Here is a 23,820-nt window from a genome sequence, read left to right as displayed (position 1 = left end):
CCCGATCGCTACCCCGGAGGTGGAGTACGTGAGCGAACCCCGAGCGTCGGTAGCATCCGACGGTGCTGTACCGCACATCAGTATCCAGTATCGGGGGCCGAAACCGACGACTGTCGAATGCATCGAGTATGGAATCGAAGAAGAGGGCGTTCCGTGGCGTACTCGATCAGTCGCGGAGGAACCTCCCTCCGAAAGGACGTCGACCGAGATCGCATATCGGGCCGCTTCGGACTCGGGGTTGAAGATCGGTATCGGAATCACTCCCGACGGTACTCACGTGATTCATCATGCCCGCCTCCCACCGGAAGAACCGATCGTACGCCACTATCCCGCGACGAACTCGCAAGCGAGAACGATCGGGACGAACGCGGCTCGGTTGGCAAAACGCATGCCGCTCAAACCGATCGAATAGCCACCCCAAAGACCGGGGATCCCGGCTCCGAATCGGGAGTCGGAGAGTTCCACGGAAGTCACGACGAGCGTCCCTTGGGCCGTTTTGACGGTCGTGTTATAGACGTGGGTGAACGTCAACCGCTCGCATATGTCGACAACCGATCCCCCCGACGCCGCTATCGGTACCACGGCACGTACAACCGGATGCCGCCCCGCCCGAGAGTTCGACCGTGTAGGTTCGACTGTCGTTCTGTCGGGACGTTACGCGGACGATCCCGTCGCCACACACCAGGAACCGAAACAGCAATGAATACCGGTCCCAGGTAGTCGGCTTGTTTCGGTCGATCGCCTCTAGTACTCGCTCCATCGGTTCACTCGGCGTAGTCCCTTCGATCACGGGCGTTTACCTTCTCGGTGCCTACTGACCGTCCTTTTTGCGATACATCGTCTCATTCCATCATCGGCGTACGTCTCGAGCACACGGGACGTGGCTACTCGAGTGCGTCGAGACCCGCCTGAGCGACCGTCATATCTTCGTCGGGAGACCCACCGCTAACGCCGATTGCACCGATTACGCTCTCACCGGATTCGATCGGAAACCCACCGCCGAACGTCACGATACGACCGTCGTTGGTGTTTCCGATACCGAACAAGGCCTCGCCGGGTTGGGCAGCGTCCCCGATCTCGTCGGTCGGCATTTTCAGTGTCACTGCACTGTAGGCCTTGTTCTGTGCGATCGAGATACTTGCGAGCAACGCGTCATCGATACGATGGAACCCGAGCAGATTCGCGCCCCCGTCAACGACGGCAATGCACATCGGCACGCCGATCTCGTCGGATCGCTCTTCTGCCGCCCGAATCATCTCCTTTGCCTCGTCGAGTGTTATTGTCTCCATGGTAGCTGGTTACGAGACGAACTCGTGGTCCGCTTCGATAACGAACCCCAGTGTAGTATAACTACGCCTCGCGTGTTCTCGGGCGAGGACCTGGCCGCGTCGAACCGGGAGTATCCACTCAACGAACCCAGCGGCCGGTCTCGTTTCGAATCGGTCGACTCCGTTGGACTCGCTAGCTCGAGGTGGTCCGGTAGGGGCCGTAGAATCGCTCTCTCCGATCGACGCCGCGCTGTTTAGGGTAACCTAAAATCGGAGCTTTTATCGTACTTTAGGTTACCCTAAACCATGTATGCGACAGCTACGGAGACGATCGACGACGGCGCGCAGGGCGCGCGAGCGACTCGAATCGACCGCCGAGCGGTTCGACACGATCGGTGACGTGCGCGGACGCGGTCTGATGCTCGGCGTCGAATTCGTCGACCGGGCTGCCGACTGGCGGGGGCCGGGTCCCCACGCTCCGAGCGGCGACCTCGCCGAGTCCGTACAGGCCGAGTGTTTCGATCGCGGCCTCATCATCGAACTCGGCGGCCGGAAAAGCGCCACCGCGCGGTTCCTTCCGCCACTGATCGTCTCCGCGGGCCAGACCGACGAGATCGCGACGATCTTTGAGGAGGCCGTCACGTCCATCCACGAGGGGCGAACGCGAACGCGGGAGGTGAGCACATGAGCGCGGACGGACTGTTTCTGGGAACCGACCGCGGTGACGCCGCGTACAGGGCGGCGATGGAGCAGGCGACCGACGCTGTGCTCTGCGCGGTTGCGGCTCGCGAAGAGCCGTACTCGGGTGCGTCCCCCGACGCGCTTGCCGAGTATCTCGACGACCCTGTCGTCCCCGAGGAGGGCCGCGGGCTCGAGGCGACGCTCGACGAAGTCGCCGAGCGGGTGCTGGCGCACTCGGTCGATCCGTCGAACCCACGGTGTGGGGCCCACCTTCAGTGTCCGCCGATGGTGCCGGGACTGGCCGCCGAAGTGCTGCTCTCGGCGACGAACCAGTCGCTCGATTCGTTCGACCAGGCGCCCGCCGCCACGCTGCTCGAAGAGCGGGTCGTCGGGGCACTCTGTGACCTGTTCGGCCTCCCCGCGGGAGCGGACGGCGTCTTCACGAGCGGTGGAACCCAGTCGAACTTCCAGGCGCTGTTGCTCGCCCGCGATCAGTACTGCGCCCGCCAGTTCGACCGGGACGTCCAAGCCGAGGGCCTTCCACCCGAAGCCGACTCGCTGCGGCTGCTCTGCTCGGCCGAGGCCCACTTCACCACGAACCAGTCTGCCCACCACCTCGGACTCGGGGAGGATGCCGTCGTTACCGTCCCGGCGGACGGCGACCGTCGGATGGATCCCGGGGCACTGGAGGCGACACTCGCTGCCCTCCGGAAACGAGGAGCCGTGCCGTTCGCCCTCGTCGGCACCGCAGGCACCACCGACTTCGGGAGCATCGATCCGCTGGGGGCGCTCGCTGACGCGGCCGCCGAACACGGGCTCTGGTTTCATGTGGATGCGGCCTACGGTGGGGCACTCGCCGTCAGCGACGAGTACGGGGACCTCCTCGCGGGGATCGAGCGGGCCGACTCCGTCGCGGTCGACTTCCATAAGCTCTTCTACCAGCCGATCAGCTGCGGGGCGCTGCTGGTCCGGGACGGCGACGAGTTCCGGTGGATGGCCCGCAACGCCGCCTACCTCAACCCCGAGGCCCACGACGACCGCGGGGTGCCCAATCTCGTCTCGAAGTCCGTCCAGACGACCCGGCGGTTCGACGCGCTGAAACCGTACGTCGCGTTCCGCGCGCTCGGCCGCTCTGGGATGGCCGCTCTCGTCGAGCGCACCCTCGAACTGGCCGACGAAGCGGCGTCACTGCTCGAGTCGGCCGACGACTTCGAACTGCTCGGCGAGCCGACGCTGAACGCCGTCGTCTTCCGGTATCGCCCCTGCGAGGGGATGACCGACGAGGCGGCGAGCCGACTCAACGCCGACGTCAGACGGGAGTTGCTCGCGGACGGCCGCGCTGTCGTCGCCCGCACCGAGGTCGACGACGCGACCTGCCTGAAGCTCACCCTGCTGAACCCGACTGCGACCCTGAAGGACGTCGGGGCGATCCTCGAGGCCGTCCGCGAGTGTGGATCCGCGGTCGCCGACCCCGGGGAGGTGATCGCATGAGCACCGGCCTCGACCCCGGCGCTATCGACGGATCGATCGACGTCGATCCCGCCGAGCGGGCCGACGACGCGACCGTCCACGCCTTCCTCAACTGTTACCTGCGCGAAACGGGTGCGTACGACGTTCACGATGGAGGTGTCGCCGGCATCGAGCCCGGATCCGGCGGGCTTCTCCGGGCGACGCTCCCCGAACAGGGGATCGAGCTGTTGGCACCGCTCGTACACCGCTCGCCGACGGAGCGACACCTGTTCGAGACGCCGGTTCGCTACAGCTTCCCGACGGGACGGTCCGGCCGGTCGATGCGGCGACCCTCGCAGCGCTGGTCGTGAAGGACCTCTCGCTCGCCGCCGACGGCGAGGCAGTCCCGGACGACCTGCTCGAGCGCGTTCTCCGGAGCAAGCGAAACGTCGAGTCGTTCATCGCGGCGCGGGCCGGCGACGCAGAGCGCCTCTACGACCCGGAGCTTTCCTTCCGAGACGCCGAACAGGCGCTGGTCTTCGGTCACCACCGCCATCCCACACCGAAGAGCCGGCAGGGAATCACGAGACGGAACCGGGCGACCTACGCACCGGAACTACGGGGTTCGTTTCCGCTGCACTACTTCGAGGCCGATCCCGCCCTCGTGACCGCCGATTCGGCGCTCGAGCGAAGCGCCGTCACGTGGGTGAACGACGCGCTCCGGGCCGATCCCGACGTCCCCGAATCGTTCGTCGCCGAGCACGTCGAGAACGAGGCCGTCCTCCTCCCGGTCCACCCGTGGCAAGCCGAGTACCTCCTCGATCAGCCCTCCGTACAGTATCACCTCGGCGACGGCCTCGAGCACCTCGGCGCGGTCGGACGGGCGTTCTACCCGACGACCTCGGTCCGAACCCTCTACAGCGAGGCCGCGCCGTTCATGGTGAAGTCGTCGCTGCACGTGCGGATCACCAACTCGGTCCGGACGAACAAGCGCCCCGAACTCGAGCGTGGCGTCGCCGTCGCCGAACTCCTCGGGACCGACTTCGGGGACGAGCTTGAGGCGGCGTTTCCCGCCTTCGATGTCGTCCACGATCCCGCGTACCTCGCACTCGACGTCGGCGACGACCGCGAGTCGGGACTGGAGACGATCCTTCGATCGAACCCGTTCCAAGACGGGGCCACCGAGAACGCGACGCCGCTTGCCTCGCTCTGTCAGGACGCGATCTCCGGCCCGTCCCGTCTCGGTCGCCTCGTCGCGAGGATCGCCGAGTGCGAGGGGCGCTCGACCGAAGCGGTCAGCGCGGAGTGGTTCGACCGGTATCTCGCGACCGGGATCCGGCCGGTACTCTGGCTCTACCTCGTTCAGGGTGTTGGCCTCGAGGCCCACCAGCAGAACTCCGTACTCACCCTCGACGACGAGGGGTATCCCGACGCGTTTCGCTACCGGGACAACCAGGGCTTTTACTTCCCCAAGTCGGTCTACCCCGCGGTCGACGACTACCTGCCGGGCGTCGGCGAGCGAGCCGACACCGTCTGTGCCGACGCCGTCGCCGACGAACGGCTCCGGTACTACGTGGTCTTGAACAACGCTTTCGACCTGATCAACGCCTTCGGCTGTGCCGGACTCGTCGAGGAGTGCCGGCTTCTGGCGCTGCTGCGCGAGGAACTCGAGCGTGCCCGCGACCGATACGACCGCTCGTCGTCGGACTTCCTCGACCCGCTGCTCGAATCACCGACGATCCCCTGCAAAGCGAACCTGCTCACCCGCTTTCGGGGGCTCGACGAACTGGAGAACGACCTCGAGAACCAGTCAGTCTACGCGGACGTGACCAATCCGCTCGTTACCGAATTCGACCCATGACAGGACCAGCACCCACCATCGCGGCCGACTACGACTACCAGGCCCACAACCGACGTATCGACCGGACGATCTCGCTCCGGCAGGCGACCCCCGAGCGCGACCTCGCTCGTCTCCACGCGTGGCTCGGCAGCGATCATGTGAAACCGTACTGGCAGCTCGACCTGCCGCTGCCGGCGTTTCGGGATCGTCTCGCGGACAAACTCGCGGACGAGCACCTCACGCCGTACGTCGGCTGTCTCGATCACGTCCCGATGAGCTACTGGGAGTGTTACCGGGCCGCCGAGGACGACGTCGCGAACCACTACGACGCGGAGCCCGCGGACCGGGGCGTCCATCTGCTGATCGGTCCCGAGGAGTACCTCGGCCGGGGCTACGCCCGACCGCTGTTGCGGGCAGTCGTCGCCATGCAGTTTCGCCACCCTGAGACCGATCGAGTGATCGCGGAACCCGACGCCCGTAACGACCGCGCGATCGCCGTCTTCGAGGACTGCGGGTTCGAACCCCGTGGGGAGTTCCGCTTCGAGGAGGCCGAGAAGGACGCCCTATTGGTGGTGTGTGAACGCGAGCGGTTCGAGTCCGCGGCGCCCGGTGACGAAACGGCTTCGGAGGTACGTTCCGATGTCTGAGGCCGACGACGACCGCGTCCACGACGTCCTCGGCGTCGGCCTCGGTCCGTTCAACCTCGGTCTCGCGGCCCTGCTCGATGGCCTCGGGGAGGACGTCGACGCTGCCTTCCTCGAACGCGACGCCGAGTTCCACTGGCACGAGGGAATGCTTCTCGAGGGCGCGACCCTGGAGGTCCCCTTCCTCGCGGATCTGGTGACGCTTGCGGATCCGGCCAACCCCCACAGCTATCTCAACTACCTGCGGGAGACCGGGCGGATCTACGAGTTCTACTTCTACGAGCGGTTCCAGATCCCCCGCCGGGAGTACGACGACTACCTCCGCTGGGTCGCCGAACGCCTCGGGAGCTGTCGGTTCAGCCGCGAGGTCACGGCGGTCCGGTGGGACGACGACTGCGAGCAGTACATCGTCGTCGCCGAGCAGCCCGAAACCGGCGAGCGCTTCGAGTACCGCGGAAAGCACCTCGCGCTGGGGATCGGCTCCCGACCGCAGGTCCCCGACCACCTCGAGTGCGGGCCGGACGAGGGGGTGTTCCACACCGCTCGCTACCGACACGATCGCGAGCGCGCGCTCGCGGCCGACTCGGTCACTATCGTCGGCTCCGGGCAGAGCGCCGCCGAGGTGTTCCAGGACCTGCTCGAGCGCCAGCCGGAGGGCGAGTACCGACTCGACTGGTTGACTCGCTCTGCGGGCTTCTTCCCGATGGAGTACTCGAAGCTCGGACTCCAGCACTTCTCCCCGGAGTACGAACGGTACGTCTACGACCTCCCCCAGGAGGTCAAAGACGACTTGATTCCGAATCAGGACCTGCTGTACAAGGGCGTCGACCCGGGAACGAGCGCCGAGATCTACGACCTGCTCTACCGGCGCTCGATCGGCGACCGCGACCCCGATGTCGGGCTCTTTGCGATGACCGAGGTACGGGACATCGAGCCCGTTGGCGACGCCTACGCACTCGACTGTCACCAATGGCAGGCTGCGGAGTCGTTCGTCCACGAGAGCGAGGTCGTGATCCTCGGAACGGGATACGAGCGGCCGACCCCCGACTTCCTCGATCCCCTCGCGGATCACGTCGTGTGGGACGATCGCGGGCGGTTCGGGGTGACCGAGGATCACCGCCTTGAGATCGACGCCACGGGCGACGTCTTCCTCCAGAACGCCGAGTTGCACACCCACGGCGTGGGCGTCCCGGACCTCGGACTGGGCTGTTATCGCAACGAACGGTTCGTCAACCGGCTGGTCGGCCGCGAGGCCTACCCCGAGGACACGGACACCGTCTTCCAGGACTTCTCGGTCGAGCGGTTCACCGAGCGCGCGCCAGGCGCCTCCCGCTGCGGGAGCGAAACGACCCCGATGCCGACGCAGGACGACTGACATGAACCCGAACGACACGATCCGACGGAACGCACTAGACGCAGCGGTTTGGGAGACGGTCGAGCGCCGCCTCCTGACGAAGATGCTAGAGGAGTTCACCTATGAGAAAATCCTCACGCCACGACAGGTCAAAGCCGGCGACGACCGCGCCACCTACCGGTTCGATCTTGGCGACACGGCGTACCGCTTCGAGGCAGCCGAGCGACTGATGGACAGCCTCCACGTTTACGAGGGAACCGTCGAGCGACGGGAGGGGAACGGGACGTGGGCCGCCCTCGACGACCCGCTTCGGCTGCTGCGGGATCTCGGCGAGACGACCGACCTCGAGGGGCTCACCGAGGGGAACCTCGTCCGCGAGTACAAGCGCACGCTGCTAGCCGACGCCCACGTCGAGGCCCGACGGCGCGAGCGCGAGGAGTTCGACCCGCTCGACCTCGACTACGCCCGCCTCGAGGGCGAGATGGACGGCCACCCGTGGATCACCTACAACAAGGGCCGGCTCGGCTGGGGGTACGACGATTACCGTCAGTACGCACCCGAACTGAAAGAGCCCGTGAGGCTCTCCTGGGTCGCCGTTCGCAGGGAGAAGGCGACGTTCGTCGGCACCGAGGACGTCGACCACGATTCGCTCGTCCGCAACGAACTCGGCGATGCCTACGGTCGGTTCCGGGAGCGCCTCGCCGACCGAGGGCTCGATCCCGACACCTACTACCTCCTGCCGGTGCACGACTGGCAGTGGGACAACAGTATCGTCCCGCTGTTCCCCGACGACATCGCTACCGACGACATCGTCCCGCTGGGCGAGGGTTCCGACGCGTACCTGCCCCAGCAGTCGGTCCGCACGTTCGTCAACCTCGACGACGAGACGAAACACCACGTCAAGGTGCCGATGCGGATCCTCAACACGCTGGTCTGGCGGGGCCTGCCCGGCGAGCGAACCGAGCTCGCACCGACGGTGACCGAGTACATTCAGGGTATCTACGAGAACGATGAGTTCCTTCAAGAGCAAGGGCTTGTGCTGCCCGGTGAGATCGCCGGGATCAACTACGATCACGGCGACTTCACCGAGATCGACGGCTCGCCCTACCAGTATCACGAGTTGCTCGGGGTCGTCTGGCGCGAGTCGATCTACACGTTCCTCGACGGGAACGAGCGCGCGGTCACGCTCTCCGCGCTCATGCACGATGGCGACGACGATCCGTACGTCTCCCGGCTTATCGAGCGCTCCGGTCTCAGTACGGACGAATGGCTCGAAGAGTTCTTCGACACCGTGCTTCCGCCGCTGTTGCACTTCCTGTACCGCTACGGGACGGTCTTTTCCCCGCATGGCCAGAACACGATCCTGATCGTCGAGGACGGCGTTCCCACGCGATTGGCGATCAAGGATTTCGTCGACGACGTGAACGTAAGCGATCACCCCATCCCGGAACTCGAGGCATTGCCCGACGAGATGCACGCCGTGCTCCGAAAGGAGCCGCCCGAGGGGCTCTGTCAGTTCATATTCTCCGGGCTGTTCGTCTGCGTGCTGCGCTACGTCGCGGACGTTCTCGAACTCCACGAAGACTACTCGGAAAAGCGGTTCTGGTCCCACGCACGGGCGGCGATCCTCGACTACCAGGCTCAGTTCCCCGAACTCGAAGAGCGCTTCGAGCTGTTCGATCTGCTCCAACCGGAGTTCACGAAGCTCAGTCTCAACCGCAACCGGCTCTTCGAATACGGCTACGACGACACTCCCGGACGTCCACACGCGTCCGAATACGGGACGGTCGCAAACGCCCTGTACGACGTTAGCGACGCTGCGCCCGCTGAGGAGAGACGACCGGGAGTTGGGAACGATTGATTCGAGACTAGCCGTACCGTAAATCGATATCAGTCCGGGTTCGTATCGCTCGCCGTTTCCAGACGTTCTAAAACGAATGAACGAATAAAATGATTGTACGAATTAAACGAAAGTAATGGCGACTCATCGAACGCGATCGGGCGGCTGTATCCATCGCAACTAACTTGGGGTTATTAGAAGAAGCAGCGTAGCCGATAAACGAAGATAACGAACTCAATGAACAAACTAATAGCGTTGCGTTCAACAAGCGTAACGAAAAGATGGCTTTAACATATTGGTGTTCTTTGGTGTGATTGAAACGCCTTCACTGAACGAACTGCTGATAACGAACGTAACGAATGACATGAATCACTTGACTAAATAACTGATATGACAGAAAACGAAACTGCACGGATTACGGTAGCGAACCAGAAAGGGGGCGCAGGAAAAACGACCGACGTTATTCATACTGGCGGCGCACTCTCAGCGCGTGGCTACGACGTTCTTCTCGTCGATATCGATTATCATGGCGGGCTTACGTGCTCGCTTGGCTACAGCGATCTGTACTACGATACCGATCGGACCACGCTCTTCGACGTGCTCGACTTCGATCAGATGGATTCGGCGAACGATATCCTCGTTGAGCACGAGGAGTTCGATATCCTCCCTGCCAGCGAGAAACTCGCGAACAACAAGAACATCCAGACACTGCTCGAAGCTCCCAAGAGCCGAGAGCGACTGGGAATGATGCTAGATACGCTTGATACGGACTACGACTACGTCCTCGTTGATACGCCACCGTCGCTCAACGTTCTTACCGACAACGCACTCGTCGCGACCGGCAACGTGGTTATCCCTGTCATTCCCGAAAAACTCAACGCTAACAGTCTCCAGATCTTTGCAAAGCAGCTGGGATCACTCGAACCGGCCTATGGGAACATCGACCGCCTCGCTATTATCTGCAATCGTGTCGAACAGAACGCCGAACACAAAGACACGATTCGGGAGATCAAATCGGCTTATTCCCTCCCCGTCTTCGAAATACCGAAACGAACGGACCTCTCACAATCGATCGGTGAGGGTGTCTCCGTCTTTGGCTTTAGTAAGGACAACAGACGCGTCGAAGATGCGCGTCAACTCTTCGGTGACATCGCTGATCTGCTCGACGAGACGTTCGCGAAGACCGCTCCCGAAGAGGTGAAAGCATGAGTGATGGCTGGGGAGACGCTTCGGGTATCGAAGGAAACTACGAAGAAGACCCCCCCGATGGAGACGTGAATAAGGGCTCCGGAACACAAGAGACGAATGCACCGACTGGAACACAGAGCACGAATGAAACGAGCGCAACGAAGACGAACATCAAAGACGAGTGGAACGGTCGAACGATCTACATCCCGGACGACGTTCTCGATGCTATGGAGGACACGTATTTAGAATCGCAACTCAAACTTCGGAAAGCCGGTCAAAACGAGTTCAAGAAAAATCGGCATTTCTACCCCCTCCTTGTACAGTTCGGGCTCGAAGCGCTTTCAGATGCCGATGTAGAGGACATTCGTGCCCGCCTCTCCGAGATCAGTGACGACTGATCTAGTGGTACACAGATAGGAGTGTGATACGACTCCGGTCAGAACGTGATTCTCCTTACGCATTCTGGCGCTATCGTCGAATATAGTCGGAAAACGAGTGAAACAGCGAGTAGATACTCGAGACGAATCGCGGCTTACTATTGCATAGTGGGCGCAATGGTTATTCCCGTATCGAACCATAGAGCCGTATGTCACATCGGAGCAAATGGTTACGCGACGTTACATCCGGTGTACGCTCACTTGACCATAGAGAAATCGCTACAGCAGCGTTTTATGCGTATGACGGTCTTTTCCTCTCACTAACGTCGAGACATCCACTCGGAACAAACGTTTTTGAGAGGGAGTGGAATGTATTGGTAGTACTTGACGCATGCCGGACTGATGCGCTTCGTGCGGTAGCGCCCGAATATGCATTCTTGGACAACGTCGGGGAGATCTGGTCTGTTGGATCGACATCGGGCGAATGGTATGCGAAGACGTTCGTTGATGACTACCACGATCTCCTCGCTGAGACAGCACTCATTTCGGCAAATCCATATGCAGAATCCGTGTTAGTGAATGGTAATCGACCACCTAGCCACCCTCATCCGTTTAATTTCGCCGACTGGGGGACAGTAGCCGACAGTGATCTCGCATATCTTGAACTCACTCGTCATCACGATCGACCGTTCGCTGATGGTTCTACAGTAGCACTCCATTCGTCGACCGTACAGGATCCGTCGTATGTGACAGACCGAGCAATCGTTGCTGGTCGCAAAGGCTTTGAGAGGGTTGTTGTCCACTATTTCCAACCTCATCGACCCTTCATTCACAATCTCATTAGAAACAACACACCCATGACAGCGGTTGAAGACAGACCGTATGATGCCGGCCGAGCAGGTGAGGCTACTATCGATGAGATATGGCCACTGTATCTCGATAACCTCCGACTGGTCCTCGATTCAGTCGAGGACCTGCTCGAGAACATCGACGGAGCTGTTGCTCTCACTGCAGATCATGGTGAACTATTCGGTGAGCTCGGCCAGTATGGGCATTTCCAGAGCATCCCACATCCGAAACTGAAGAAAGTCCCATGGGTGAAGACGACTGGAACCGACACGAGAACCAGACAGCCGGATCCTGACTTCTCGATACGAAAAATGGATGATGTAGAAAAACAACTGGCAGATCTCGGATATCGATAACTACTGGAGGGCAGCCAACGAACGCAGAGAGAAATTATTCGGGGCTGACGTACGCTCGGGCCAGTGAGCGGTTCTCCTCGATGGATCTATCGGCTTCTGCGGTCTAACAATCGAATTTGTGTGCTTTGCTCAGGTGGACTCACCCAGAGGTCACTCACGATCATCACGAGGCGGTTGGCCAGAGAGAGTAAGCCAAACCTGATCACAGTGAGTCGCCTACAGAGCTAGTACCGATGGGAGAATCTCTGGGGTTTTGGGCGTTTTATCGGCAGTACACTAGCTCCGGTATTCATACCGCAGCTACAGCAGCACTAACAGCAGTCGGACTATTGGTCTTTGTTCACTGGTCGTTCGCCATCCTTGCGATCACTATCTATATTCTTCCACCAATTGTCCTGTACCTCTACGAGGATCCCAAACTCGAGCCCACAGACACAGAGGCGACCGAGACCCATACAAACCCTACGCTCGGAACCGAGCGAGAACGACGGCGACCGTCCGGGAGACCTCCCGAGCAGTCCACGAACAGGGACAGTACCGAGGAGATCGCCAAAGGACAACCGAATCGAAGCGAGAGCACCGATCGAATCGAGCCGGAACCTCGTTCGACTGGTATGAATTCCATGACTGGGGGAGACGCCGGATCAACGGCCGATACCCCATCTAGCGAGTCCAATCCGAACACGAAACCAGCCGTAGAGACTAGCACGTTTGGCAACCAAGATCGGAAGTGGACCAGGGCCACATCGCCGACTGATGAGGGACTGTGTGATGTTGTTATGGCCGCCGACGGCCCGTATATCGTCGGTGACGAAGGGACGATTCTTACCTACCGAGACAGGTGGGAAGGTATCCTTCGTCACGGGCCTACGACCAATTCGAACGCGCTGTGTGGCGCAGCCGCTTCTGCTGACGGCCGGCATGTCTGGGTTGCTGGAAATAGTGGTGTTCTCGGGCAGTACGATATCGATACATCGCAGTTTACCGATTACTCAGCCCCGCGGGGGATTACGAACAACTGGACGGACATCGCTGCCGTCGGGATGTCCGGTGAGGAGGCCCTCTACGTAGTCGACGATTCTGGACACGTCCTTCGAGGCGTCAACAACGGTGGCGACGTGACGTGGGACGAACCCCAGACGCCGGGTGATGGGTCCGATATAACGAGCGTCGTGTTCACCGACGAGGCTGGCTTTCTCTGTGATACGAACGCAGGCGTCTATGAGACCACCGACGACGGCGATACGTGGGACCGGATCGGGATTGAGGAGGCCGGGCCCGATTTTACCGACATCGCACCGGCACGTCGGGATGCAATCAGCGTCTCGTGTGATGACGGAACGGTGTTTCGATACGACGGTACTAACTGGACGAACAGGTATATCGGTGAGGAAGCGCTCTGTGCGATCGACCGAAACACAGATACTGGGCTTCTGTGTGGCGAAGACGGGGCGATCTACGAACAGCAGCAAGGGAGATGGGAACGCCAACCAACCCCGATCGAGGAAACGCTTCACGGTATTGCTATCGGTACTGAGTATCCCTCAGTTGCAGTCGGCGAGGACGGAACAATCATTGAATACGTCTAATTGCCACAGGGGTGCTGTCCATGATGTGGAACCCAAAGAGGGGTGTAAGCTGAATTGGATGCTGTCGATTGCTAGTGCCGGCAACATATCTCTGTCCGTCTCGTACGTAGCGAAACCCGTCAACCGGTAAGGATTTCAACAGAACTTTCGAGGAACTCATCGCCGAGTAACGCTATGTTTCCGGGAGGTCATGGAGACAACACTACCATGTCATCGACTCAAAGATCGAAAATAGTACGATGATAGATGACGATAATGGGCCATTCGAGATTCTCCGTGTTCGATCCCCGCTCACACGATTTGATCCCACAAGTCGAGTAGCGTTTCGCTCTCGTCGCCCTCGGGGCCGTAGGACCAATTCAGATAGTTGTGGTTCTAACCCGCCGGGTCGAAGCGGAACGCCGAGAGCGGGCGAACCTCGACGTCTCTGATCGGGAGATCGAGGTCCGTCTCCTCTCTATCGACGCGACGAACCGGAGTCCGTCGGCTGACAGACTGCTCCAGTCCCATCCGCACTCACCCATAGGTTCGTCGCCAATACTCTTCTTCCGTCTCCCTGTCGTTGAGGGAGACTCAGGGGAGTCTCTTAATGTGTACGTACCGGCAGACCGATATTTCTGGGCGTTCCCGCCTTCGAAGGATGCAAGCCGTGAGCGCTCAATCGACGACGTGAGCGGGTGTCTCGCCGTCGAGGTACGTTTCGAGCTGCGAAGCGATGATGCGGGGACCACCAAGAACCGCATCACGAGTCGATCCAGCGACGTGAGGCGTCAACACAACTCCGTCGAGGTCGAACAACGGATGGCCGGCAGGAATTGGCTCTTCGTCGAACACGTCGAGCGCCGCGCCGGCGATAGCTCCCTCGGAAACGGCAGCGACGAGGGCGTCGGTATCGATGAGTCCACCACGAGCGGTGTTTACGAGATATCCGTTGTCGTTCATCCGTTCGAACTCCTCATGACCGATCATGTTCTTGGTGTCCTCCGAGAGGCGGACGTGGAGAGTAACAGCGTCGGAATCGGCGAGAAGCGTGTCGAGGTCCGCCGGTTCGGGACCGACATCGCGGATGTCTTCGTCGTCGACGAACGGGTCGTAGACGAGAAGTTCCGGGTCGAATCCGGCGAGTCGACGTGCCACACCCCGCCCGATGTGTCCGAAGCCAACGATACCGACCGTCATCGTCCTGACGTCCGGTGGGAGTTGGTCGGGGTCGAACACTTGGTTCCACTCGCCATCGGAGAGTTCCGCGTGATTGAACGGAATCTCGCGAAGCCGCGAGAGCAGCATCGACACGGCGTAGTCCGCAACAGCGTCGCGGTTCCGGCCGGGGGCGCGAAGTACGGTGACGCCGTTGTCGACGGCGGCTTCGACATCGATGTTCTCCGTTCCACCGCGGGCGGCAGCGACGAGCGAGAGGTCCGCACCCGTGATGAGCTCGCGCGAAACCGGTGCTTTGTGAACGACGAGTGCATCGACGCCATCCAGGTTCGCGGCGATCGTATCGGTATCATAGCTGCCAGGCCCGAGTGACTCCATGTCCATTGTAACATTGCGAAATTCGGTGGGCGAGGAGTCATCCATCCAGTCCATCCGCTCAAACGAGACACCACGCGATTCGAGCGCCTCGAGTGCTTCGTACATATATTCGCTCGGCTGCTGTGGATCTCCACAGAGGAGTACCTTCATCGGGCTACCGTTTTTGGCCTAGGGACTTGAGCGTTTCCCACGGTCGTTCCATCGCATCCGTTGCTTGCTCGAACGCATCGGTAAGCATTCGGTATTGTGTTTCGGTTTCAGGATTCGGGTCGTACCGACCCGCAGTTCCAACCGTACGATCGACGGCCGCTTCGGCAGTCGGGTAGACCCCGGCAGCGACGCTACCACAGAGTGCCGCCCCGAGCGCCCCCGTCTCTCGCTCGCTCGGAACACGAACCGGAAGCCTAGCCACGTCTGCGAATATCTGTGACCACGCTTCGCTCCGTGCGCCACCACCAGTCAAACGAATCGCATCGGTCGCTGTCGTTATCGAGTCGAGCGCATGTACCTGCGTGACCGTTACGCCCTCGTATATCGAGCGGAGTAGATGCGCGCTCGTGTGTTCTAAACGGAGTCCGTAGAACCCACCGGCACTGTTCGGATTGTCGGTCGACCCTTTGAGGAATGGGTGAAAGAGGAGACCGTCCGAACTGGGAGGGATACTGTCAACTGCTTCTTCGTAGACTACGTACGGCGAGACGCCCCGTTCGTCTGCTGTGCGACGCCACTCCGCACCCCAATTCTCGACAAACCACTCGACACAAGCCGCACCGGAGCGAATACCCTTGTATCGAAGCCAGCCATCCAGATACCGTCGAGGGAGTCCCGAGTCGCCGTCGTCGGGGTCGTCGAGCACTGCGACGCTTTGTCCCCACGTACCGAGGATGATCAACCCATCTCCGGCCGTGACGATACCTGCGCCAAGCGTACATGCGGCAACATCGTGGAGTCCCGTTGCAACAGGTACGCCTTCAGGGAGGCCGGTTCGGTCCGCAGCAGTCGCCGTAACGCGTCCACACCGATCGGTGCTCGGAACGACCGGTGGGAGCGCTTCGAACATCTCGGAGAGTCCGAGCGCTTCGAACACTTGTTCGTCGTACTCGGCGTCTGGCCCGTAGAATACGCTTGCCTCAGAGGGGTCCGTCGAGCGTTCGCCGGTAAGTCGGTAGGTCAATACGTCCTTCGAGAACAACACCGTATCGAGACGGTTGTACGTCATCGGGTCGTTGTCGCGGAGCCACACGAGGAGGCTCAGTGGATCCGCACCGAACGGTTCCCAGTCGAGCCGCTCAACAACCGAATCGTACACGTCGGGGTGAGTATCCCCGAGAATGTCGATGGCGCGGCTGTCGGTCGATTTGATACCACAGACGGGTGTCCCATCAGCATCGAGACCGTACAGTCCGTGACCGTGGCCGGCGACGCCGACACTCGCGATATCGTCGCACAGGACCCTCTGGCGCTCGACAACTGCAGCGGTCGCCTCGCAGACGATGTCCCATAGTCGCTCGTGGTCCTGTTCGTCTCGGCCAGAGACGGTCTTGACTGTCGGTGTGGCTCGTGAGGCGCTCGCGAGTTCAGTTCCCGCATCATCGAACGCCGTCACCGTAACGTTGGTCAGGCCGGCGTCGATGCCGATGAGGATCTGGTTGGCGTCGCTCATCGGTCGGTGTGAACGCTCTCACCTGCACACCCAGTCAGCATACAAAGGTCACTCATCACGGCGGCGATTCGTTCTTGGGCGGCCTCCGAAACGGCGTGTGGATGAAAGTGCGTCTTGTCCGGTTGCCAATTGCTCTCCCTGAAGAACCCCGCCCTGTCGTCAGCGACATCGGCTGGCGGTCGAATCGCGTCTGCATGATCGTGATAGAAGTCTGCGGCCGTTCGCGCGAATTCGTACTGGTATCGGGTGTTCTTGTTGAACTTACAGACACCGGCGTCGATGAGTTCCTCGATACGTTCGTTAGAGAGGCCCGACGCCCCGTGGACGACGAGGAAAGTGTCGTGACCAGCCTCAACGAGGGCGTCGTGTATATCAGCAGCGAGGTCGGGACGGACATCGAGGTCACGCCCGGAGGCGACGCCGTGTTGCGTCCCGATGGAGACGGCGAGGAGGTCACAGCCGGTACGCTCAACGAACTCGACCGCATCGTCGGGGTCTGTATAGAACGCCTCGTCGCTGGGCGTCTCGGTATTCCCCTCGATACCGGCGATGCGTCCGAGTTCTGCCTCGACGAGGACGTCGTCATCCACGCTGTCGACCGCTTTCGCGGTCAACTTGACGTTTCGTTCGAATGCTTCTGCCGAGGCGTCGACCATGACCGAGTCGGGAACGCTGGTTGCGACGGCGTCCTCGAGGAAATCGAAGTCGTTGGGGAGGTGAATGTGGTCGAGGTTACAGTAAGCCTCGATACCGTGACGCGTTGCGAGCGCATCGAGACACCCACCAAAGACATCGACACCGACCGCTGGATCATCATCGCCGAAGAACGCTGCCTCTTCCATCCCCAGTTGGACGACGAGGTCGGCGTCGACACTCGCACTTCCGCGTAGGAGACCGACGAGAATATCGAAATGGGTGACGTTGCTGGCAAAGAAGCCGTAACGGCCCGTTTTCGCGTCTTCGTAACACTCGCGAAGCGTGACAGTCGAGTCGTGTGACATACCGGATACAGAGGAACCGACTAAATGAGAGTTACTACTCACACGGATCCGTCGTCGCTGCCGGTGTTCTTCGATAAGGTGTTCTACCTGCTTACGTCACTCGGGCGGGCGATAATGAGGTAGCCAGGTGTGAAGTTCCCACACTACCGGATCGTCACTCGCTCTGGGGTGGTACTCAATCGCCCTGAGTCGATGTAAATCGTATCTATCCGAACCATCACGGATTATTTACGCACGATTTAACTATTTTCCCCATATAGATCAGCAGAAATTTGAGAATGTCATAGTCGATTACAGAGAGGCAGTCTAATAATTTGAGACATTCTGACACACCCGTACCACGGAAGTTCAAGTAGTAGAGAGGATTACAGCCGTAACATTGTAACGAATGGGCCACTGCAGACTTTTGTAGCTCTCATAATCATTTCTCTTTTAATCGCACAAATTTATCGCACCCTGCGGAGAGACCCGACATCGGTGATGTGTGACAAGATATATCTTAGCCTAAAAATAGAGTTATCCTATGCTTCCGAAACAACGAAAACAGCGGATCGCCGATCTGGTCGAGGACCGAGGTGGGTGCTCCGTAGACGAGTTAGCCGAGAAGATCGGGGTCTCCAGTGCGACAATTCGGCGAGACCTCAGCGACCTCGAAGAACGGAAACTTATCGAGCGGACACACGGTGGAGCGACACCGGTCATCAGCCACGCGAAACCGTACGAGAAACGCAAAGTGTACCACGTCGACCAGAAACGATCAATAGCTGAACGGGCAGTCGAAGAGATACGGGAAGATCAGGTGGTCGCCTTCGACAGTGGTTCGACACTCCTTGAGTTAGCTAAGAGAGTCCCGAAGTCGCTCCCGATAACGCCGATGACGCGCATGCCATCCGTCGCGTATGAGTTGGCCGAGCGCGATCATGAGGTGTACTTGACCGGCGGAACGTACCAAAAAGAGGGTCACTCGTGTGTCGGCCCGTGGGCCGACGAGCACGTCAAACAGATGAACGCCGACCTGCTCTTCTTGGGGACCGACGGAATCGACGAGGAGGGGATGACCGCCCAAGATATCCAGCAAGCGCAGGTCAAGCGTACGATGATAGACAACGCTCGACGCGTCGTTCTCACGGTAGACCACTCGAAGTTCGACAAACGACACGCGTTCCAGTTCGGTTCTTATTCGTCTATCGACGTACTGATAACTGACAGTACAGTTCCCAAAGCGGTTCGCGAAGGTGCCATGTCCACTGGAGTGCACATCATTGAAGATACGTACTCATAGCCCACCAGTTCGGTCGGTTCGGCGGCGTACGTCTCGTGCGCGGACAAAACAAGGAAGAGCTAAACACCGCCCACATGTCCGTTGCAGAGACGATGTGACGTTTGTCGGATACAGTATTTGAATCGTGAGTGATAAAGGCACACTTATATTAGAAGGCGTCTTCCGCCTCTATCATAGCATGGAAAGACCTGAGACGGTTACGGTCGATTCGTACACAACCCTCGTTGATGTCAGTTCACAAGCTGCCGTCCTAGAGGGACATGTCCCGGAGATCGAGGACGGAGAGCGTGTCTCGCAACTCTGGCGGAACCAATACATACAGTATTCGATGATCGCTAACGATATCGATGCATATCGTCCGTTCTGGGAGCTGATCGGCCAGGGGCTACGGTATGCTCTCGAAGCGACCGGCTATGACGTGCCTAGTGACGTGCGCGACCGCATTCGCAAAGAGGTCTACGAGGATCGGATTACCGTTTTTGATGATGTGGCTGATGGTATTGGGCGGGTCGTTAACGCAGGTTACGAAGTATACGTGCTTTCGAACGGGAATCCGGCAATGCTTAAGCATCTGATCGAAGCTGCTGAACTCGAGGATCTCGTTTCCGATACGATCAGTGCCGATGAGATCGGGGTCTACAAGCCCGATCCGGCGATCTATCAGCACGCCGCTACGCGTGTTGGAACACCGATCGAGAACATCCTGCACGTCTCCGGGGGCGGTATGCGTGACGTCTGGGGCGCAAAGCATGCAGGCATGATGGCTGGGTGGCTTGCACGACCTGAACAGAAGGCTCCCCATGAATCCATTGGACAGGATCCCGATATCGTCGTCGAAGATTTCAATGATCTTGCGGACCAGTTAGAGTAGCTGTTTTACAATGATCCTCTTAGACGAAATACCAGGACGGACTACTGGGTTTTGGACGTCCAGTTATAGTCGCTGCAGTAGTATGTGGCGTGGATCTATCTACTGGTGCCGATCGCCTCACTATATTCGTGGTATACTACGAGCGACTCAGCAGCCCATTAGAACGATGACCTTCTACGAACGAAGTTAGTAGCGATTTAAAATACCGTAGAGAGCTGTCTATCTACTATATACTCGTGCAGTCACATGAGCATTCCGATCTACCACCGTTTCGCGGAGAATCCTGGTATGAAATAGTATTTCGAATCGAAGTGGCAGTCATGTCGGAGGTAGATGGTACATCGATAGATGAGCATTCGTGGATCATTCCCCTGATCGAGACGATGCCGTTCGACCAGCTGAAATCACCCAACATCTTCCATCAAGAGTCCATCGTCGCTGACGGTCCGTTAAAGGACATCTACGGGTGTGATCTCACCGATACCGTCTTGCTCGACGGTGACGGCACCGCTCCCGATCTGAGTCCCAGAGAGGTACCAAGGGTAACAGTAGCACCAGTACTGATTTAATTACCCTGAATCGCGTCGATGACGAGTGCAGCAGCAACAATCGGTTCTTTCGGGACCGTACTCGCATCGTCGATAGTGATCTCGTAGCGGTCCCGAAGCGATAGTTTGCCCCGAATCGTCCCGACATGCACACACTCGGCATCAGAAATCTCGTATCTGTATTGAATCAACCCGCCGAGTGGCAGCTTGCTCCGGGCCAGTGTTGCGAGTGCGCCACGGGAGGTGATTTTGGCGAGTGTGGTGCCTGTCTCGCTATCACGAATCGTCCAGGTATCTCGGAGGAGAGAATAGTCGTTATCGAGAATCACGAGGTCTTTCTCTGTTTGGGCATCCGTGAGCAGGTACTTGCCCGCAACGTCGATGATGCCGCTGGCTTTCACGGTAAAGACCGTGATTCCATTCGCATCGACAAACGGGAATTCCTCTTTCACCCTGAGCATCTTCTGTTTGCTCTTGAGAACGGTGGTGCCGGTGGCGTCACGGACAGTGTATTTATTCCGGAACAGGCTCCGTTCAACGGTATACTGGTTCTCGGTGAGTTCGATCCCGGTGATGTCGTAGTCCGTTGCCGCGGTCATGCTGTGTTTCAGACTGGTCGATATCATCATGAATCCATTGGCTATCGCCTAGGGCTCTTCAATTAGGGAGAGTTTGTGTCGGCGCTATACAGTACTCTGTAAGTGGTATACTCCGCTCTGAGACGAAGCGGTGTTTGCCTGTTCTAATCAGAGAACCCCTTCCTCACTAATGGCTGCCATCGTCCGTCTCTCGATACTGCTGGTAGGGCGCTTTCCCGGTAGTCCGGGGATCGAACTCACCGGGAGTCCATGTGTGGAGTTCGGGGAGTAGTTGTGGGTACTCAGAAAGCCACAGGTGAGTCACAGGAAAGATACCGGATACCGCGAGCGTCTTCGCCGATGCTGTCCTGAGTCTGCTGGACAATGTTATCACGTGTGCTGTATTGTGATCTATCTACCGTTCCCTGTGCATACAAGCCAGAGAGAAGGAAAGACGCTTCGATAAAAGTAATCCAGCCTACGTTTCCGTAAACTGTGCCGTGCCGTCGTTGAACGCTATCGACTCGTGTGTCGTTACGCTCGCCGACTCCGGCAGATCGTCGATAACGGCGGTCGAGACCCGCAGTTCGCCGAGTTCTTCTGTGTTTTGAATCCACAGGATACGGACCGTTTCGGGGTCGTAGCTGCCGAGTGCAGCCAGTGCCGTGCGGAGCGCGAACTCGTCGTCGGGCGCGACTACAGGAAGCTTCGCCTTCGAGAGCGACCCGCTTGTGAGCGCATTTGCGTACGTCTTCTGGAGGTCGATTTGGTTGACTGCGGCTCGTCGGGTGAGATCCGCAAGCCCGATACCGTTACCATTCCCTTTCGTCGCTTCGGTAAGCCCGCGGACGTAAATGAGAGCGACATCCGGTTTGTCGGGATCGGGTGCGTTCAGCACTCGGTAGCGCCCGATGACGTTCGTGTCCATTCCTGCGCCGGATATCTCCTTGCCGATCTCGTCGATCACTAGTAGGTCGACGTCATCGACGGGGAGCATCGGCATTTCGTCGTATGCGCGTTCTAGCAGTTCCGGCTCACGGTCGATAAACGACCCCGCGGGTACGCCTTCAACGTGTGCGAGTTTCTCTTCGAAATCCTCTACGAGTGCAACGCCACCGAGCAACGGGACCGACGACGCAACGATATCTAGCGCGGCAGTCAACGTCTCAACGTACCCTTCTGCGATGGCTGCTGAGTGGAACGATTTCGCCCCACGCTGCTTCCCAAGGCCGACCACGGTCATCTTCGCGAGCCCGCTCTCGATTGGGCCGCTGAAATTCGTGTGCGCTTTCACGCGGTTGACTACGAGCACGGCGTCGGCGTTGAGCGCAGCTGTTGCGAAGTACACTGGTACGTCGGCGTCGCCAACTATCACCGTAGCTAGTTCTTTCGTGTCCATCCGCGCGTCTATCGGCGTGCCTACCGTCTCTTCGGTGATACCAAGCGATTCCAGCACCTCGCGCTGGCCCTTGGGCGTCGCGCCGCCGTGACTCCCCATTGCGGGGACGATGACGACAGTGAGACCCCGCTCGTCGAGTTCGGTTACTATTGCGCGTACGACGTCGACAATGCGGTGGATACCACGACTACCGACGCCTACGGCAACCGTCGCACCGTCGTTCAGTTCATCCACGCCGAGGGCGTCGAGTTCGGCTTGGGCTTTGCCGACCGGCTCAGACAGTGCCTCACTCGTCGGTTTGTATCGGATACGTGCAAACTCGGGCAACGGCTGTGGGTCGACGAGGTGGTCAATAGCACTTCGGTTAGGAAACTCCATATGGGATTGCTCACGGCGACAGTACAAATACGGTTGTTGCGACCGACCCGTAGATAAGGACAGTGACTCCGTATGAATGTATGAGTGTCACTATCAGAGGTTGTGGTCCACAGACGTTACACGAGACGAGTGCACGTAGGAGTGAGGAGTCTCAGGGAGGGCCGTTGTCTCTGGGTGCTCGCAGGCGTCACTCACGGGTGCCGACGCCGACGAAGTTCCGCCATAGTCGGAACAGTAGCCGGTATTCAATGAGGGCAAATCCCGAGACGATGACGAGAAACCCGACAAAGACACCGGCCGTAACCCGACGTCTGAACAGTAGCCAGCCCAATAGAGCAGCGACGATCGGTTGGACATAAAACGTTAGACTCGCTCGTGACGGGCCGATCCGGTCGACGAGCTCGAAATGCACCGTATAGAGGATCGCCGTCGCGAGGACTCCCAATACGAACAACGCATAGACCAGCTGGATCGTCCAATCGACAGCGGTCAGCGACGCGCCGAATCGGAGAGCCACCGCGTGGTTGAACAAGCCGGCTACCAGTGCGCCCCAAGCGGTCAGCGTGATTCGGGGCATCGATGGATCGAGTCGCTGAGTCAGCACGCTGCCCAGCGCGAAGGCCACAACGCTTGCGAGCATGATACCGACTCCCACCACTCGCGCCGTCAGGAGGGTCGCTGGAGTCGGATTGGCAACGATGAGTGCCCCGATGAACCCGAGACCGATCCCGACAGCGTCGGATCGATCGAGGCCCGCCGCTGGGAGGAGCAACACAGCAAAGGCCGTCATCAACATCGGCATAAGACTATAGGCGATCGCCCCAACTGCACTACTGACGTACTGTTGGCCGGTCAATAGTAGCGTGTTCGTCATCCCCAGAGTGAAGACGCCAGTCAGGGCCACTCCGATGAGATCGCGGCGGGTTTGCGGAAGCCAATACTCGTACTGGACGGCAACGACCGGAATTAACAGCAAACCGGCGACGTCGAGGCGGAGGGCAGCGAGGACGAGTGGCGGAGCATATGGCAGACCCATCTTCGAGCCAACGAACACGAGCGCTCCAACCACACAGTACACCCCGAATAGGCCGGTATTCTGGTGCTGTGATCGCAGAGCTAATTGCACCTA

Annotated in this window: 19 protein-coding genes and 2 pseudogenes; 13 read left to right on the top strand and 8 right to left on the bottom strand. The window is 59.5% G+C overall.

Features of this window, described 5'->3' with window-relative positions; genetic code table 11:
- Nucleotides 1-19: 19 nt before the first annotated feature.
- Entirely contained in the window at nucleotides 20-412 is a 393-nt protein-coding gene (locus HACJB3_RS18910) for a glycerol dehydratase reactivase beta/small subunit family protein (protein WP_008413921.1), read from the top strand.
- A gap of 472 nt (nucleotides 413-884) precedes the next feature.
- Here the strand turns inward: HACJB3_RS18910 and HACJB3_RS15255 are convergent, their stop codons facing one another.
- Nucleotides 885-1,289, bottom strand: coding sequence for a GlcG/HbpS family heme-binding protein (locus HACJB3_RS15255; protein WP_008413923.1), 405 nt, complete (start codon nucleotides 1,287-1,289; stop codon nucleotides 885-887).
- A gap of 322 nt (nucleotides 1,290-1,611) precedes the next feature.
- Between HACJB3_RS15255 and HACJB3_RS15250 the strand changes: the two are divergent.
- From HACJB3_RS15250 to HACJB3_RS20735, 10 genes and pseudogenes are all read left to right on the top strand, one after another.
- A pseudogene (locus HACJB3_RS15250) lies at nucleotides 1,612-1,956 on the top strand (aminotransferase class III-fold pyridoxal phosphate-dependent enzyme); the annotation flags it as partial.
- Entirely contained in the window at nucleotides 1,953-3,440 is a 1,488-nt protein-coding gene (locus HACJB3_RS15245) for a pyridoxal phosphate-dependent decarboxylase family protein (RefSeq protein WP_008413925.1), read from the top strand. The pseudogene HACJB3_RS15250 and the gene HACJB3_RS15245, both read left to right, overlap by 4 nt.
- A pseudogene (locus HACJB3_RS15240) lies at nucleotides 3,437-5,259 on the top strand (IucA/IucC family protein). The gene HACJB3_RS15245 and the pseudogene HACJB3_RS15240 overlap by 4 nt, the downstream one beginning before the upstream one ends.
- Entirely contained in the window at nucleotides 5,256-5,885 is a 630-nt protein-coding gene (locus HACJB3_RS15235) for a GNAT family N-acetyltransferase (RefSeq protein WP_008413926.1), read from the top strand. The pseudogene HACJB3_RS15240 and the gene HACJB3_RS15235 overlap by 4 nt, the downstream one beginning before the upstream one ends.
- Nucleotides 5,878-7,257: a lysine N(6)-hydroxylase/L-ornithine N(5)-oxygenase family protein gene (locus tag HACJB3_RS15230; RefSeq protein ID WP_013199568.1), complete on the top strand. Its 1,380-nt coding sequence runs from the start codon at nucleotides 5,878-5,880 to the stop codon at nucleotides 7,255-7,257. Before HACJB3_RS15235 ends, HACJB3_RS15230 begins: the two co-directional genes overlap by 8 nt.
- 1 nt (nucleotide 7,258) lies before the next feature.
- A complete protein-coding gene (locus tag HACJB3_RS15225; protein WP_013199567.1) occupies nucleotides 7,259-9,097 on the top strand; it encodes an IucA/IucC family protein in 1,839 nt (612 codons plus the stop codon).
- A gap of 369 nt (nucleotides 9,098-9,466) precedes the next feature.
- Nucleotides 9,467-10,285, top strand: a complete 819-nt coding sequence (locus HACJB3_RS15220) for a ParA family protein (protein ID WP_008413929.1) — start codon at nucleotides 9,467-9,469, stop codon at nucleotides 10,283-10,285.
- Nucleotides 10,282-10,662, top strand: a complete 381-nt coding sequence (locus tag HACJB3_RS15215; protein ID WP_008413931.1) for a hypothetical protein — start codon at nucleotides 10,282-10,284, stop codon at nucleotides 10,660-10,662. The genes HACJB3_RS15220 and HACJB3_RS15215 overlap by 4 nt, the downstream gene beginning before the upstream one ends.
- A 188-nt stretch (nucleotides 10,663-10,850) precedes the next feature.
- The gene (locus HACJB3_RS20740) at nucleotides 10,851-11,846 is read left to right on the top strand and encodes a hypothetical protein (protein WP_238532906.1); all 996 of its coding nucleotides are present in this window, start codon (nucleotides 10,851-10,853) and stop codon (nucleotides 11,844-11,846) included.
- 623 nt (nucleotides 11,847-12,469) lie between these two features.
- Nucleotides 12,470-13,435 carry a WD40/YVTN/BNR-like repeat-containing protein gene (locus HACJB3_RS20735; protein WP_238532905.1) on the top strand — a complete coding sequence of 322 codons (966 nt, stop codon included), beginning with the start codon at nucleotides 12,470-12,472 and terminating at the stop codon, nucleotides 13,433-13,435.
- Between the two features lie 375 nt (nucleotides 13,436-13,810).
- On the opposite strand, the gene HACJB3_RS21110 is transcribed toward HACJB3_RS20735, so the two are convergent.
- From HACJB3_RS21110 to fba, 4 genes are all read right to left on the bottom strand, one after another.
- Nucleotides 13,811-13,945: a hypothetical protein gene (locus HACJB3_RS21110; RefSeq protein WP_008413935.1), complete on the bottom strand. Its 135-nt coding sequence runs from the start codon at nucleotides 13,943-13,945 to the stop codon at nucleotides 13,811-13,813.
- 147 nt (nucleotides 13,946-14,092) lie between these two features.
- Nucleotides 14,093-15,076, bottom strand: a complete 984-nt coding sequence (locus tag HACJB3_RS15200; protein WP_013199566.1) for a 2-hydroxyacid dehydrogenase — start codon at nucleotides 15,074-15,076, stop codon at nucleotides 14,093-14,095.
- A 49-nt stretch (nucleotides 15,077-15,125) separates the two neighbouring features.
- Nucleotides 15,126-16,634, bottom strand: a complete 1,509-nt coding sequence (locus HACJB3_RS15195; RefSeq protein ID WP_008413937.1) for an FGGY-family carbohydrate kinase — start codon at nucleotides 16,632-16,634, stop codon at nucleotides 15,126-15,128.
- Nucleotides 16,631-17,635 carry a class II fructose-bisphosphate aldolase gene (fba, locus tag HACJB3_RS15190; protein ID WP_008413938.1) on the bottom strand — a complete coding sequence of 335 codons (1,005 nt, stop codon included), beginning with the start codon at nucleotides 17,633-17,635 and terminating at the stop codon, nucleotides 16,631-16,633. The genes HACJB3_RS15195 and fba overlap by 4 nt, the downstream gene beginning before the upstream one ends.
- 523 nt (nucleotides 17,636-18,158) lie before the next feature.
- On the opposite strand from fba, the gene glpR reads away from it, so the two are divergent.
- Nucleotides 18,159-18,917 carry an HTH-type transcriptional regulator GlpR gene (gene glpR / locus HACJB3_RS15185; RefSeq protein WP_008413939.1) on the top strand — a complete coding sequence of 253 codons (759 nt, stop codon included), beginning with the start codon at nucleotides 18,159-18,161 and terminating at the stop codon, nucleotides 18,915-18,917.
- Between the two features lie 124 nt (nucleotides 18,918-19,041).
- The gene (locus HACJB3_RS15180; RefSeq protein ID WP_008413940.1) at nucleotides 19,042-19,788 is read left to right on the top strand and encodes a haloacid dehalogenase type II; all 747 of its coding nucleotides are present in this window, start codon (nucleotides 19,042-19,044) and stop codon (nucleotides 19,786-19,788) included.
- 565 nt (nucleotides 19,789-20,353) lie between these two features.
- Here the strand turns inward: HACJB3_RS15180 and HACJB3_RS15170 are convergent.
- From HACJB3_RS15170 to HACJB3_RS15160, 3 genes are all read right to left on the bottom strand, one after another.
- Nucleotides 20,354-20,935 (bottom strand): hypothetical protein, encoded by a 582-nt coding sequence (locus HACJB3_RS15170; RefSeq protein ID WP_049934626.1) that lies wholly within the window; start codon nucleotides 20,933-20,935, stop codon nucleotides 20,354-20,356.
- 457 nt (nucleotides 20,936-21,392) lie between these two features.
- A complete protein-coding gene (locus HACJB3_RS15165; protein ID WP_008413943.1) occupies nucleotides 21,393-22,691 on the bottom strand; it encodes a DUF362 domain-containing protein in 1,299 nt (432 codons plus the stop codon).
- A gap of 187 nt (nucleotides 22,692-22,878) precedes the next feature.
- On the bottom strand, nucleotides 22,879-23,760 hold the full coding sequence (locus tag HACJB3_RS15160; protein ID WP_049934680.1) for a DMT family transporter: 882 nt from the start codon (nucleotides 23,758-23,760) through the stop codon (nucleotides 22,879-22,881).
- Nucleotides 23,761-23,820: the final 60 nt, after the last annotated feature.

Source organism: Halalkalicoccus jeotgali B3 (genome assembly GCF_000196895.1).
GTDB lineage: Archaea > Halobacteriota > Halobacteria > Halobacteriales > Halalkalicoccaceae > Halalkalicoccus > Halalkalicoccus jeotgali.
The sequence above is the reverse complement of the archived record's forward strand: the minus strand, read 5'-3'. Positions and strand labels throughout refer to the sequence as shown.